Origin of the sequence: Aggregatilinea sp., from assembly GCF_036822615.1 — a bacterium.
In the GTDB taxonomy this organism is placed as follows: domain Bacteria; phylum Chloroflexota; class Anaerolineae; order Aggregatilineales; family Aggregatilineaceae; genus Aggregatilinea.
The window spans coordinates 59,099-73,561 of the sequence record NZ_DAISHJ010000001.1; the positions used below are offsets into that span (position 1 = coordinate 59,099).

Annotated in this window: 12 protein-coding genes; 8 read left to right on the forward strand and 4 right to left on the reverse strand. The window is 61.0% G+C overall.

The features are described 5' to 3' along the window. Nucleotides 1-21 precede the first annotated feature (21 nt). From V7116_RS00275 to V7116_RS00295, 5 genes are all read left to right on the forward strand, one after another. Nucleotides 22-1,008 (forward strand): type II secretion system F family protein, encoded by a 987-nt coding sequence (locus V7116_RS00275; RefSeq protein WP_324389198.1) that lies wholly within the window; start codon nucleotides 22-24, stop codon nucleotides 1,006-1,008. Between the two features lie 30 nt (nucleotides 1,009-1,038). Next, complete coding sequence (locus tag V7116_RS00280) at nucleotides 1,039-1,977, forward strand: type II secretion system F family protein (protein ID WP_324389200.1); 939 nt, start codon at nucleotides 1,039-1,041, stop codon at nucleotides 1,975-1,977. Between the two features lie 254 nt (nucleotides 1,978-2,231). After that, entirely contained in the window at nucleotides 2,232-2,720 is a 489-nt protein-coding gene (locus V7116_RS00285) for a ComF family protein (protein ID WP_324389202.1), read from the forward strand. A 72-nt stretch (nucleotides 2,721-2,792) separates the two neighbouring features. Continuing rightward, on the forward strand, nucleotides 2,793-3,371 hold the full coding sequence (hpf, locus tag V7116_RS00290) for a ribosome hibernation-promoting factor, HPF/YfiA family (protein WP_324389203.1): 579 nt from the start codon (nucleotides 2,793-2,795) through the stop codon (nucleotides 3,369-3,371). Nucleotides 3,372-3,438: 67 nt separating this feature from the next. Next, complete coding sequence (locus tag V7116_RS00295; protein ID WP_324389205.1) at nucleotides 3,439-4,551, forward strand: hypothetical protein; 1,113 nt, start codon at nucleotides 3,439-3,441, stop codon at nucleotides 4,549-4,551. Here the strand turns inward: V7116_RS00295 and V7116_RS00300 are convergent. The 4 genes from V7116_RS00300 to V7116_RS00315 form a co-directional block, all read right to left on the reverse strand. Then, nucleotides 4,548-5,303 (reverse strand): glycosyltransferase family 2 protein, encoded by a 756-nt coding sequence (locus tag V7116_RS00300; protein WP_324389207.1) that lies wholly within the window; start codon nucleotides 5,301-5,303, stop codon nucleotides 4,548-4,550. The genes V7116_RS00295 and V7116_RS00300 overlap by 4 nt on opposite strands. A gap of 7 nt (nucleotides 5,304-5,310) precedes the next feature. Then, complete coding sequence (locus tag V7116_RS00305) at nucleotides 5,311-6,282, reverse strand: glycosyltransferase family 2 protein (RefSeq protein ID WP_324389209.1); 972 nt, start codon at nucleotides 6,280-6,282, stop codon at nucleotides 5,311-5,313. A 72-nt stretch (nucleotides 6,283-6,354) separates the two neighbouring features. Beyond that, nucleotides 6,355-7,398, reverse strand: a complete 1,044-nt coding sequence (locus V7116_RS00310) for a phosphate/phosphite/phosphonate ABC transporter substrate-binding protein (RefSeq protein ID WP_324389211.1) — start codon at nucleotides 7,396-7,398, stop codon at nucleotides 6,355-6,357. Between the two features lie 137 nt (nucleotides 7,399-7,535). Beyond that, nucleotides 7,536-8,921, reverse strand: a complete 1,386-nt coding sequence (locus V7116_RS00315) for a hypothetical protein (RefSeq protein ID WP_324389213.1) — start codon at nucleotides 8,919-8,921, stop codon at nucleotides 7,536-7,538. 255 nt (nucleotides 8,922-9,176) lie between these two features. Here V7116_RS00315 and V7116_RS00320 point away from each other — a divergent pair, with 255 nt between their 5' ends. From V7116_RS00320 to V7116_RS00330, 3 genes are read left to right on the forward strand one after another with little or no spacing between them, the layout of a single operon-like run. Next, on the forward strand, nucleotides 9,177-10,562 hold the full coding sequence (locus tag V7116_RS00320; RefSeq protein ID WP_324389216.1) for a bifunctional folylpolyglutamate synthase/dihydrofolate synthase: 1,386 nt from the start codon (nucleotides 9,177-9,179) through the stop codon (nucleotides 10,560-10,562). Nucleotides 10,563-10,602: 40 nt separating this feature from the next. Next, nucleotides 10,603-12,978 carry an endopeptidase La gene (gene lon / locus V7116_RS00325; protein WP_324389218.1) on the forward strand — a complete coding sequence of 792 codons (2,376 nt, stop codon included), beginning with the start codon at nucleotides 10,603-10,605 and terminating at the stop codon, nucleotides 12,976-12,978. 38 nt (nucleotides 12,979-13,016) lie between these two features. Further along, on the forward strand, nucleotides 13,017-14,429 hold the full coding sequence (locus tag V7116_RS00330) for an ATP-binding protein (RefSeq protein ID WP_324389220.1): 1,413 nt from the start codon (nucleotides 13,017-13,019) through the stop codon (nucleotides 14,427-14,429). The last annotated feature ends 34 nt before the right edge of the window (nucleotides 14,430-14,463 follow it).

The window sequence follows — 14,463 nt, forward strand, 5'->3', positions numbered from 1 at the left end:
AGGTTTGGAGGCTGGGGCTTTATGGGTATTGAACTCATTATTGCCGGTGTCGCCGGGATTATGGCGGTTGCCATCCTGATCTTCGGAGTGGTGAGTCTTCGCTCTGAACGACAGACAGAGGTCGAGGAACGCCTGGGCCGGTATACGTCTGAGTACAGCAGCCTTCTCGCGCAGTTCGAAGAGGCCAATGATGAGCGGCTGGCGAACGAGCCGGGCGCGATCACCCAGCGGCTGGATTCTGCCCTTGCGGATCGGGAATTCGCCAAGAAGTGGCGCACGCAGTTGGCTCGCGCAGACCTCAAACTGACGGTGGGCGAGTACTTCGCGTTGCACATCATCGCGGGCATCGCCACGTTTTTCGTGGGCTGGCTCCTCATTTTTGGCAATCCAATTGGCGGCGCTGTCGCCGGGTTTGCCGGATTATTCTTCCCCCGGTTTTACGTCGCACGCAAGCAGGGCCAGCGCCTGCGTTCGTTTGAAGGTCAACTGCCGGATACGTTGAGCCTGTGGGTGAACGCGCTGCGTTCCGGTTATTCCGTCCTGCAAGCGATGGAAGCGATTGGCCGCGAGTCGCCTGATCCGACCTCAACCGAGTTCAAGCGTGTTGTACAAGAAGTGCAACTTGGCATCCCGATGGAGGCTGCGCTCGATCATCTGCTTGTCCGCCTGCCCAGTGAAGACATGGACCTCGTGAATACGGCGGTCAATATCCAGCGCGAAGTCGGTGGTAATCTGGCTGAAATTCTCGAATCGATCAGTCATACCATCCGTGACCGTATCAAGCTGAAGGGTGAGATTCGCGTTCTGACTTCTCAGGGGCGCGTGACGGGCTGGATTATTTCGGGCCTGCCGATCTTGCTGACTGTATTCCTGTACTTTGTGAGTCCCGACTACACAGGGCGTCTCGTCGAAAACCGCCTCTGTGGGTGGCCGATGATCGGCGTTGGCCTGGGCTTGATCGGTTCCGGCGCGGCTGTGATCCAGAAGATCGTGAACATCGAATACTAGCCCTGGCAACAGGGTAGGAGGGGTAAGCCTATGCTGGGCATTGTCGCCCTGATTGTTGCCGGTATCCTGCTGCTGGGCGGACTGGTTATCGTTGGGATGCGCAACGAGAGCGGTGTCGATCCCCTTGAGCGCCGTCTGGCTGAATACGGCGACCGGGAAATGCCCGCATCCCTGGAAGAGCTTGAGCTGTCGCTCAGCTTGCAGGAACGCGTCATTATCCCAATGTATAAAGCGCTGGCGGGCTTCGTCGTGCGCTTTACCCCCGAAAACCAGATCGACAGCATTCGCCACCAGCTTGAGCTTGCGGGGAAGTCACAGTCGGTTGAACCCACTACATTTTTCGGCCAGCGCATCGCGCTGACGATCGGTTTTGGCGTCGGGGCATTTGCCCTGTTCTTCCTGGTCAGCGACTGGGGCGCGACGAAGGGAATCCTGGGCACAATCGGTGCGGCGCTGCTGGGTTATTATCTGCCCGTGCTCCAGCTTCGCAGCCAGATTCGCCGCCGTCAGGATGGCATTATTAAGGCGCTGCCGAACGCGCTCGACCTGTTGTGCATCTGCGTTGAGGCCGGTCTGGGCTTCGAGCAGGCGATGGGCAAGGTATACGAGAAGTGGGATAACGACCTCGCTATCGCGTTTGGCCGTGTGTTGCAGGAAATCCAGTTGGGCAAGCGGCGCAGCGAAGCCCTGCGCGATATGTCTAACCGCATGGAAGTCAACGACGTGACGAGTTTTATCGCGGCGCTGATCCAGGCTGAGCAGTTGGGTGTGAGTATTGCTAAAATCTTGCGTATTCAGGCGGATCAGATGCGAGTGAAACGCCGCCAGCGCGCGCAAGAGAAGGCTCAGCAGGCCCCTGTGAAGATGGTTATCCCCATGGTTCTGCTGATCTTCCCGTCACTGTATATTGTACTGTTGGGCCCGGCGATTATTATTCTGCTTGAGAGCGGCGTTTTTGGAGCAATTTAGCTGCGAAACCGGCTGCTCGGTGTTATAACCATATATTATTGGCGCGGCATCACAATCCCGCTGGAGACATGCCGCTGATGGTTGATCAAGTAAAGCTCCTGGTACGTCAGGCTGTATTCGTGGGGTTGGATCTGGTTTTCCCACCCTATTGTGTACACTGCGGGCGTGTCGGGAGCTTGTTGTGTCCACGGTGTGTCGCTTCGATCGCTCCTTCAGAACCGCGTCACCTACCAGAGTTCGAACAGATATGGGTTGTGGGCCATTTTGATGGCGCAGTTCGTGACGCGGTTCATGCGCTCAAGTATGACGGGATGCGGCGAGTTGCGGAGCCGCTCGGTGATTTGCTGGCGGGGCTGATCGAGGATTCCGGGCAAGTTCCCGATCTCGTGGTGGGGATTCCACTGTCATCCCAGCGACTTGCCGAGCGTGGCTATAATCAGGCCGGGCTGATCGCACATCGTGTTGCCGAGCGGTTGGGGGTGCCCGATGAGCTCGAAGCTGTCACGCGGGTGAAGAATACCGCAAGCCAGGTTGATCTGAGTGCGGCGGAACGCCAGGAGAACGTAAAAGACGCATTTCGCGCGGAACCTGGGCAGGTAGCGGGGCGACGGGTGCTGGTGATTGATGACGTTTTGACAACCGGATCGACCATGTCCGCATGTGCGGAAGCGCTGCGGCTGGCCGGAGCATCGCAAATTTTTGGCGGGGCGATAGGAGGAGCCGGACACGGCATGGATCGTTAGGGACGCAGACAGGTGCGCATCACTGCGCATTCACTCAATGTTCCTTGCTGCACGCTTAAGGAGAGTAATGCTATGGAACTCAAGATTCATACCCGCAACGTTGATGTCACTCCGCGCCTGCAAGAACATGTTGAGAAGAAAGTGAGCAAGCTCGACAAATACCTTCCAAATATTCACGAGGTCCGCGTGGACCTCGCAATGGAGCGGCGTAAGCAAGGACAGGACCAGTCGGTTGCGCAGCTCACGCTGCGGAACTCGCGCGGGGTTATTTTGCGCGCCGAAGAGAAGAAGGAAGGCGATATTTACGCGGCGCTGGACCGGGCGCTGGACAAGATGTATCGCCAGATCGAGCGCTATAAGGGGAAGCGTAAGCGTCGTGGGGGCGGCAAGTTTGCGGAAGCGGATGCTGCGCTGGCACTGGCTGAGCCTGTGCCGCTGGCCGAGGAAGAGGAAGAAGCAGAGGATAAGCTGGATATTGTACGTCGTAAGCGGGTTGAGCTGAATCCGATGACCGAGGAGGAAGCAATCGACCAGATGGAGCTGTTGGGCCACGATTTCTTCATCTTCCTCAATGCAACTACGGCGCGGATCGGTGTGTTGTATCGTCGCGAAGACGGCAACTACGGTGTGTTGGAGCCGGATGTCCGGTAAGGTTTAGGCGTGTACTCGCAGGGCCGGGGTTGTCCCCGGCCCTTTTTTGTATAGTCAGGACAATTCAATGCCCCAACATCCGCCCAGCGCCGTGATTTTAGTGGGTCCCGAAGGCCAAACCATTCCAGAACGTATCGTGACGCGGGCGGTTCGGGGCGCGGCGCTCGACTTGGTCGCCATGCTCGCAGCAGCGGGCGTCGAACCGGTCATTGTCGCCGGGCCCGACCTGGACTGGCTGCCGGAGCAGTTATCTATAATCCGCGATGTGGATGTAGTTCCGTTTCAATTCGGGCAGCGCCTTGCGGATCTCATCGAGCGATACGATCTGCGCACGATGTTGTATTTTGGGGCTGGCAGCGCGCCGCTGCTGCCGCCGGACGCCGTGGCGCACCTGTTGCATGCGTGCGGTGAAGGGGATCGCGTCGTCGTCACCAATAATCTGCATTCGAGCGATTGGATCGCTCTGGCGGATGCACCTTCGGCGCTGCCTGTGATCCGGCAGGCGGACCGTGACAACAGCCTCGCGTGGATGCTGCACGACAGCGGCCTGTTCGATGTGGGTGTACTGCCGGATCTCGGTCTGGCTGCCGGGCTGGATATCGACACGCCTTCTGACGCGGCCCTGCTGGCGCATTATGGGCCGCTTGCTCCACACTTGGCCGGTGCGCTGAGCGATCCACTGCTTGAGGCTGTGCCGGTAGGGCAGGTGATCGATGTGGCGGTGCGGGACGGCAGCCGGATTGCGCTGATCGGGCGAGTGTCTCCGGCGGCCTGGACCGCGCTCAGCCGTGCCACGCAGTGCTGGATTCGCGCTTATTCCGAAGAACGCGGAATGGCGGCCAGCGAGCGTCTGAAACGCGGCGAAGTGCGGTCTCTGCTGCTGCCGCTGTATGAACTATCAGGGCCCGAAGGCTTTTTTCGCTCTTTGGCGGACGTGGCCGATGCAGCGATCATGGATTCGCGCGTGCTGATGGCGGCCAGTGGCCACTATCCACCCGATGCGGAGCGATTCGCTTCGGATTTGTTGATGTGCGATGCAATACGGGATGACTGGGTGTGGGCGTTCACGCAGGCGGCTGCGTCCGCATCGATTCCGGTGCTGCTGGGCGGGCATAATGTTGTGGCGAGCGGATTGGCGTTGCTGGCGCAGATCGTCGCGGGGCGGCGGGCAGCGGGTTAGGGGCGATCGCGTTCGAGCCGCCGCAGGTGCACGTATTTCTGAAACTCGTACCACGCCATGAGCAGGCTCAAGCGCAAGCCGTGCCAGCCATCGCGGTAGCCTTCCAGCGTGACGAAGCGCCAGATGAACTGGCGGGCAGGCTGAGTGATGAACTTGTGCGGCTTTGGCTGAATGCCCTGCTGTTGAAGCATACGCGCATCGTACTGGACGTAGCGGCGCTGCTTCGCGCGGAACTGGGCAAAGCTGGTGTAGTTATAGTGGATGAACGGCGTCTTCAGATAGCCCGGTTCGCCTTCGAGATTGACCAGCTCGTGAACCTGCCGTTCCATGTCGTAGTGGGCTTTGCTGCGGCGCAGCAGGCGAAGCTGATAGTCGGGATACCACCCGGTGTGCCGCGTCAGCTTGCCAAAAATGTAATTGTGGCGCGGAATCCAGTAGCCGTTGTGCTCGCCGGAGCGAATCAGCGTGCGGATCTCGGCGGCTTGCTCCTCGCTTGAGCGCTCGTCGGCATCGACGAACAAAATCCACTCGGCATCCACCGCCTGCAGCGCGGCTTCCCGCTGGCGCGCATAATCTTCAAAGGCGTGTTGGATCACTTCTGCGCCCGCGGCGTGCGCCCGCGCAACCGTTTCATCCTGGCTGAGCGAGTCGAATACGACGATCCGGTCGGTCCAGCGCAGGCTGTCGATGCAGGCGGTAACATTTTCCGCCTCGTTATACGTCAGGATAACCGCTGCCAATTCGACGGACATCAGTGCCTCACAGCTTTTGTACGCTCCGGTAAGCGTCGATGATCTGGGCCACCTGATCGTCCGAGAGCTCACCACGCGCGGCAGCGGTTCGCGCCTGCCGGATTTTGTATGCCATGCCCGCATGGACGATTCGCCGCGCCAGCGCGCGCCGAAGAGGTGAATAGTAGCGCTCGAATAACATCAGGCGGCTGCGCCACAAGTTGACGATGCTTTGCGGGCGGACCTGACTGGTGCTCTGCCCGGCAAGGTGTGTTACATGCGCGCCGGGAATGCAGTAAATCTCCCACCCGGCCCGGCGAATGCGCATGCTCCAGTCAATTTCTTCGCAGTACATGAAATAGCGCTCGTCGAGCAGGCCGGTTTGCCGGATGACCTCGCGGCGCAGCATCATCGTCGCGCCCAGGGTGTGATCGGCGGGGAAGGGCGCGTTGCCGTCGTACGCCGCGTAGGGGTAGCGGCCATTGAGCGCGCTGTCATAGAAGCGTGCCGGAACCGGGAACAGGTCGATCACCAACTGCGCGAGACCGGGGAACCGGAAGGCGCTGTGCTGGTGCGAGCCATCGCCATAAAACAGACGCGCACCGACGACACCCGCACGGGGCTGCGACATCAGCGCGTCATAAAGCGCACGCGTCGCGCCGGGATGCGTGCGCGTATCGGAATTGAGCAAATACACGGCCTGAGGCAGTGTGTCGTCAGGCGCAGGGTCGTCGGTGTCGAAGCCCAGTTGACGCAGCGCGTGGTTATTGCCCCCTGCAAAGCCCAGATTCTCCTTGCAGGTGACCAGATGCGCCTGCGGAAACCGTTCCCGGATGGCGTCGGGCGAGCCGTCCGATGACGCGTTGTCTACGATCCACACCTGCGTCTGAGGGCCGTTTGCGTCGAGATCGGCATACAGCGTGCGCAGCGCGTCGAGCGTGAGATCGCGCGTGTTCCACGAGACGATGATAACGGCCAGTTCAGGGGGAGATGCGTTCATGAGTTTCGAGTCAGACCATGCGGCAGGGTTCGTGGCTGCCGCATGGTCTTGAGTGTGTGGGATTGGGCAGGGCTAGCCCGCAAAGGTCATATCCCAGTTGGCTTGATTGACGACCGCGCGGAACGCGCCAAAATCGCCTGCATCAACAGCGATGACAGCCGACGCGTCCAAAACCGTGTCCAGCAGGTCCCGACCGTCCCGGCTTTCAGCGTGCTCGCTGAGCGCGGCGACGATTTGCTCGCGCAGTTCGTTCGGCAGCACGCTGGACGGCGGAAACACCAATGCGTCATACGGAATCACGTTGGTATCGTAGCCGCTCCAGCTTGCGCCACGGGGCGGAGCCGGATCGCCTGCGGGCCGCAGAATGGTGAACGCGGCTTCAATTTGCTCGCGGCTGACGCCTGTCAGCGAGCTTTCCAGATCATCCAGCGCGTCGTCGTAGACGTCCGGCGGCAGTGCCGCCGCAGGGCAGTCGCCGTCGTAAATGGCACGGACGACATCTGCCGCGCTTTCATACTCGCGCGGGGCGGGCATATCGGTGAACGGATTGACACCCGCGCCCGTAAGCAGCAGGGTTGGATAAATCCAGGTGCTTAAATCGTCTTCGCCCGCGACGCGGCATATGGCCTGACCGCGCAGCGCATCTAACGCCGCCAGCCCAGCGCGTCCCACAAGCTCGACGGCTGTGCCTACCGCGGCACGCGTGCCCGTGCCGCGCACGATGCCCATTACAGGTTCAGCGCCACAGGCGCTTTCCGCGGCCATGACCGTGAAGGCACTCACCCACGCGGCGGTGGGGGAGGCGTCTTCCGTTTCCGAACATATGGCGCGCAGCGCTTCGGAATCGTTGTTAACGAAGGTGACAGAGACGGTCACTCCCAGCTCGCCCAGGAGCCACGTTTCCAGATCGTTCGCGGCGGCTGCCGTTTGCGTATCTCGATCGTCGATGGGGAGCACGAAGGCCAGAGTCAGCGGGCGATCTTCGCTGCCAAGCTGCGCGACCGGCGACACTTCGGGTAGAGGCGTTGCACGCGGCGTCGGTGAGACGGGAACCGCTGTGGTACGCCGTCCGACCGGCTCCTCGCTGCTGCTGCAAGCCGCAAGCGCCAGACTCAAGGCGAGACCGGCGACTGCGATATGTCGTGTAGAGAAAATTTGATGCGAAATGGTACACCTCCTGCCCGGGAACCGCGTTCGCCCTCATGCTACAGCAGGGCACGCATTGGGGCAAGATTACTCCGGTCGTGCCGCGATCAGTTCGCGCTGCCCGGACCGGGCGCGATTTTCACTTCGCGTGCGCCAACACGCGTCTGTAGGGTTTCCACGCGCTCGTGGATCAACCCCGCCCAGCAGTCCTGCGGGTTCACCGCCGGAACCAGCTCCGTGAGCCGCACCGCGCCCCAAACCTCTGCGCGCGCGCCGGGAAGCAGATAATAATAGGTCGCGTCCTGGGTTTCGTCGTATACGGCTTCAAGCTGATCCTTGGGCGCGATCGCCCACCGCCACGGGAAATCACTCAGCGCGGTGTCGCAGTTGATGCCCACGCGCCACGCACCGGGTTCGACGTAAGCGCCAATGGTGCTGTACTGCTGGTCGAAATCGTAGACCGTGCCGGGGAAGGGGCCAATGGTGCGGATAGGCGTGTCGCCATAATTCCACACCGTCAGCTTGAATACCAGCAGATCGCCCTGGACGACTTCGAGTGTCGTCAGGTCGGACATGACGCCTTCGGGCATCGGGATCATTGCCCCGGTCTCGTCGGCGGTGGTGTGCATCGCCTCGTCGTAGGGCTGCGTCTCGAAATACACGTCGGTTCCGGTCGTCTGGGCCACGATCTCGACCTGCGGCAATCCGCCGTCCTGAATCTCAAGCGTGCCCTGGCGCATGATGCGCTGTCCTTCTGCATCCTGCGCGACCGCATAGACGGTATAAACCCCGTCGGCGGGCGGCTCCATACCCTGATCTACGCCGCCGTCATAGTCGAACTCGTGGTTTCCCATGTCGCCCGGTTCGCGCCCCTGCTCGATTTCGTCAAGGTAGTAGCGCTGTCCGGCGTTGTCTTCGAGATAAACGCTGAGGTCGGCGGCTTTTTCGAGATAGACGTTGATGTCCACCCGGTCGCTGATGCCGTCCTGGTTGGGCGTGAAGATGCCGGGATTGATGCTGAAGCTCGAAATAACCGGCGGACGGCTGTCAGCATCAACAACATCCAGCGTGCCCGTGGCGCTGGCGGAGTCGTCATCGTTATGGGCATCGATCACCCAGGTGTAGCTGCCGTTGGGGATCAGTCGCGTCTGAATGTCGCCGGGGATATCTTCGCCGTCGAGCGTGTACCCGCCGACGATCCCGCTGAACAGCACGCTGTAATCGCCGGACGTGCGGCGCTCATTGTCACGGAAGGTATACCGGTCACCCGACTCGTTTTCGAGCGTGATGCTAACCTGCGCGGGACGTGCCAGAGAATAGGTGATCGTTGTCAGGTCGTCCACGCCATCAGCGTTAGGCGAGATCAGTGCCATCTCGAAGGCCGCATTGCTGAGCAAGGCGGTCGGTGGGCGCAGCACGACGTAACCAACGACGCCGACAACCGCCAGCGCGATGACGGCGATCACAACTGTGAGCAGTTTGGGAAAGTCCATCGTTCTCCTCTTGGGCGCGCCTGCGATTATGCCATGCCGACCGTAATTGTACCAGGGTCCAAACCGCACGGGACCGCCGTGAGGCAATCACCGTCTGTGCGGTGGTCAGGCTGAAACGGTTATCGTAAGTTAACCCTTGTAAGCTGTGTATTTTAACGGTAGTATGTGGGATATGTGGGATAATTAACGCGCCGAATGGCCTGTAATATCCCACCTGCTTTTGCTCGTCCTTTCCACAGCCTTATCGAGATGACCATGACGCAATCTTCTATCTATACCTTTGCCGAAGCACTTGAATATCTTTATAGCTTTATCAACTGGGAAGTCGAACGGCACGTCCGTTATGCCCCGGAAGTTATGACGCTCGATCGGCCACGTCGCGTCATGGAGGCGTTCGGCAACCCGCACGAACAGTACCCGATTCTGCACATCACGGGCACGAAGGGGAAGGGTTCGGTGGGGGCGATGGCCGCCTCGGCGCTCCAGGCCTCCGGCTTGAAGGCCGGGTTGTACTCGTCGCCTCACCTTCAGGACTTCCGCGAACGCTTCCGTATCAATAACATGCTGATCCCGGAAGACGAGTTCACACTGCTGGTAAACGACATGAAACCCGTGCTGGATACCATCCCCGACATCACGTGGTTTGAAGTGACCACGGCGCTGGCGTTCCTGTATTTCGCGCGGGAAAAAGTCGATGCGGCAGTGATCGAGGTGGGATTGGGTGGCCGCCTGGATGCGACCAACATCGTGACCCCGGTCGCGTCGGTGATCACCAGCATCAGCTACGATCATATGCACCTGCTCGGCAATTCCCTCGCTTCCATCGCGCGCGAGAAGGGCGGCATCATCAAACCGGGCGTGCCGGTTGTTTCCGCACCCCAGGCGCAGGAAGCGCTCGATGTGTTGGCCGAGATCGCAGAGGAACGGCACGCGCCGTTTGTATTGGTGGGGCGTGACTGGCTGTTCGACGCAGGCGATCTCTCGCCGTACTGCGAGCCGTTCCGTGCCGGGCGAGCGGGTGAGCCGCTGCATGGGTATGCGACAGCATTACCCGGCGAGCACCAAGCCCTGAACGCGACCGTAGCGCTGGCCGCGCTGGACGTGATGAAGCAGGCCGGTGTGGACGTCACGGAGGCGGGGATTCAGGCCGGGCTGGCCGGTGTGGATTGGCCGGGACGGCTGGAAATCGTCGAACAGAAACCGCTGCTGGTGCTGGACGCCGCACATAATGGCGAATCGGCACAGCGGCTGGCCGCGGCGCTGACCGGCACATTCTCTGAACGGCCCATCGCGTTTGTGTTTGGCGCGTCCGCCGATAAGGACGTCAGCGGCATGTTCGAACACCTGCTGCCGGTGGCGGACTTCCTGATCGTGTCTCAGGCCGTGCACCCGCGTGCGCTCGATCCGAACGAAATCAAGAATATCGCGCTGGCGAAGGGTTTTACGCACCCAATCGAGATTATTCCCGATACGCGCATCGCTCTGGATCGCGCGGCGGAGTTGGTTGGTCCCGGTGGCCTCATCTGCACCACCGGATCGCTGTTCATCATTGGGGAAGTGCGGTCGGTGTGTGGACTGCCCGCCGGGCATGTCCCGCGCGCAAACCGCGTACCGTGCGCCCCCATTTCACCAGAGCTTTAACTTGCGGCCTAGCTTCACGCAGTGCTGAAAGCATAGATCAATGCTCGGACACGGAATTAACGACTTCTACGCCATTCAAGACGCGGTTCCAGATGCCGACGGTTTGATCGAAGCGGCGGTGATTCCGCTCATCAACGTTGTGATCTTCCCGAACATGGTTGCGCCGCTGTTTGTCCAACGCGAGCAGGATCTGCTGGCAATTTCCGGCGCGCAGGCTGATGGCCGAACGGTGATTGGGATCGCACTGCGCGAGCCGGACCCGGAAACCATCACGCCTGAGGATCTGTTCGCTACCGGGACCGAAATGGCGCTGGGACGCACGCTGAATATGCCGCAAGGCGGCACGTCGGTGCTGGTCCAGGGACGGCGGCGCGTAGAAATAGTCGAGTTCGTGCAGACCGAGCCGTATATGCGCGTGCGCGCTCGCCCGATTGAAGTGGACGAAGACGCCGATCACGATAGCACGGCGCTGATGCGCGCGACCACAAATCTATTCCAGAAGTGCGTGCAACTTAACCCACGCGTGCCTGAAGAAGCCTATATCTACGCGCTCAACATCGAGGAACCGGGGTGGCTGGCGGACATGATCGTTTCCACGCTCGACCTGCCGCTGCCCGAGCGCCAGTCGCTCTTGGAACTCGTCGATCCGGTCGAGCGTTTGCGGCAGGTCAGCGCCCTGTTGGGGCGCGAGCTTGAAGTGTTGGAACTGGAAGAAAGCATCCAATCTCAGGTGCGCGATGAAGTGGATCGCGGGCAGCGCGAGATGTTCCTGCGCGAGCAAATGCGCGTCATCCAGAACGAGCTGGGCGAAGCGGATATCTACCAGCAGGAGATCAACGAGCTGCGTGACCGGATCGCGCAGGCTGGGCTGCCGGATGCGGCGCACGATAAGGCGGAAAAAGAACTCGCGCGGCTGGCGCTGGTCCCGCCGATGGCTCCCGAAGTCGGGATCATTCGCACCTACCTGGAATGGTTGGTGGATCTGCCGTGGAGTGCTGTCACCGAAGATAATCTCGACCTGAGCAACGCAGCGAAAGTGCTCGATGAGGAGCATTACGGGCTGCCCAAGGCGAAGGACCGGATTCTGGAGCATATTGCCGTGCGTAAGCTCGCGCCGGACAAGATGCGCAGCCCGATCCTGTGTTTTGTGGGCCCGCCCGGCACGGGCAAAACGTCGCTGGGCAAGAGCATCGCCAAGGCCCTGGGGCGCGAGTTCGTACGCGTCAGCCTGGGCGGGGTGCGCGACGAAGCCGAGATTCGCGGCCACCGTCGAACGTACATCGGCGCGCTGCCGGGGCGCATCCTGCAGACGATGCGTCGGGCAGGTACGGTTAACCCGGTGTTCATGCTGGACGAGATCGACAAGCTGGGCATGGACTTTCGCGGCGATCCGGCGGCGGCGCTGCTGGAAGTGCTCGATCCCGAACAGAACGCACAGTATTCGGATCATTATCTGGAAGTGGATTACGACCTGTCGAAAGTGTTTTTCATCACCACGGCCAACTATCTCGATCCGGTTCCGCCTGCGCTGCTGGACCGCATGGAGCTGATCGAGTTCCCCGGCTACGTGGAAGAGGAAAAACTGGAGATCGCCAAAGCGTACCTGATTCCGCGTCTGCTGGAGCAGCACGGGTTAGATGGGCGCGGACTTCACTTCGATGACGAGACGATTCGCCTGATCAGCCGCGAGTACACCTACGAAGCGGGCGTGCGCAACCTGGAACGCGAGATCGCCCAGGTGTGCCGCAAGCTGGCGCGGCGCGTGGCCGAAGAGAAGACTATCCCGAAGCGCATCGTGCCTGCCAGCCTGACGCGTTATCTCGGTCCGCCGGAGTTCATCCTGCCGTTGGCGGAAGAAGAAGACGAGATCGGCGTGGCGACCGGGCTGGCCTGGACGGAAGCGGGCGGCGACATCATGGCGATCGAAGTGTCGCTGATGCCGGGGAAAGGCACGCTGCAATTGACCGGGCAGTTGGGCGAAGTCATGCAGGAGTCGGCCCAGGCTGCACTGAGTTATACCCGCGCGCTGGCGGGGCAGTGGGATATTGATCCGGACGAATTCGACCGTGTGGATATCCACGTGCATCTGCCGGAAGGCGCCATTCCCAAAGACGGCCCTTCGGCGGGTATCACCCTGGCGACGGCGATGATCTCGGCGTTCACGCAGCGGCCTATCCGGCGCGACGTCGCCATGACGGGCGAAATCACCCTGCGGGGACGTATCCTGCCGATCGGCGGCGTGCGCGAGAAATTACTGGCTGCGCGGCGTGCCGGGGTGAAGACCGTTTTGCTGCCCAAACGGAACGAAAAAGATCTGGCGGATATTCCCAAGCGCACGCTGCGCGGGTTGACGATTGTGCTGGTGGATCGGATGGATGATGTACTGGCGCAAGCGCTGCTGCCAGCAGTGTACTAGCGCCTGCAGCACGGAGCATTTCGGACGGGGGGCTTGTAATGCAGGAGCAGGAAATTCTCGATCTGCTGGAGAATGGCCGCTCGGAAACGGTCGAGTGGCTGCCAGGGCGCGCGCCAGTCGAGGAGATCGCCACGACGATGGCGGCGATGGCGAACGCTCGTGGCGGCACCCTGGTGCTGGGCGTTACGGTGCGTACCAACAAGCCGGGCGGCATCGACGATCCTGAAGCGATGTCTGACCGCGTCCTGGCTGCTGCCCTGGCGATCCAGCCGCCGCTGATCATCCCGCTCCCCGATGTAATCAAGGTCAAAGACGTGGTGATGATGGCTATCCAGGTCCCGCGCGGGATGCCGCACGTGTACGCCGTCGATGGGCGCTATCTGACGCGTGTGGGCGAAAAGAACGAGCCGCTGGCCCCACTGCACATGCGCCGCCTGTTGTTCGAGCGAGGCGACGTATCGTTCGAGTCGCTGCCCGTGCGCGGCGCACGCAAAGAAGACCTGGACTGGGATCAGGTCGTGATGTATACGTCCAAGCTGACCGGCATGGGCGGGATCTCGCCGGAGTTGGTGCTGATCAAACGCGGCTGCCTGGTCAGGCAGGAAGGCAAGCTCTATCCGACCAACGCGGGTATGCTGCTGTTTGGGCGCGATCCGCAGCAGTTCTTGCGCGGCTCCGAGATTACGGCGGCGCGGTTCGCAGGCAAGGAAATGGGCGACGTCTTCTTGCGGCAGGATATCAACGGCCCGCTGCCGCAGCAGATCCGGCGGGTAGAGACGTTCCTGATCGACAGTATGCGCAAAGGGGTGCAGCTCAGCGGGAATATGGCGCGCTCGGAAGAATTTGAGTATCCGCTGCAAGCCGTTCGTGAGCTGGTGGTAAATGCCGTTGCGCACCGGGATTACAGTATTCAGGGCGATGGTATCCGGCTCTACCTGTTCAGCGACCGGCTTGAAATCACCAGCCCCGGCGGGCTGCCTGGGCCGGTGACGGTGGACAACATCGTGGATGAGCGGTTCTCGCGCAATACGGCTATCGTGCAGGTGCTGTCGGATATGGGGTTCATCGAGCGTCTGGGCTATGGCGTGGATCGCGTGCTGGCGCTGGTCAACGAGCACCGGCTGCCGCGACCTGTTTTCACGGAAACAGCGGGCGGTTTTCGAGTCAGCCTGTATAATCGTCCCGAAGCGGCAGAGGATGCACCCGCCGAGCCGCAGCTTTTTGGGGGCGTTTTCCGTGGACAGCCGATCAACCGGCGGCAGGAATATGCCCTGGACTTCCTGATCAATCAGAAAAACCCACGGATTACCAACAAAGATTTACAGGAACTTTGCCCGGACGTGCATTCCGAAACGCTCCGGCGAGATTTTGCGGATCTGGTAAGTCGTGGCATTCTCGTGAAGATGGGTGAGAAGCGGGGATCGTACTACGTCTTGAAGCGCCACCCCTGACGCCCAGTGACGTCGCGGTGCAGCGGCACCGCGC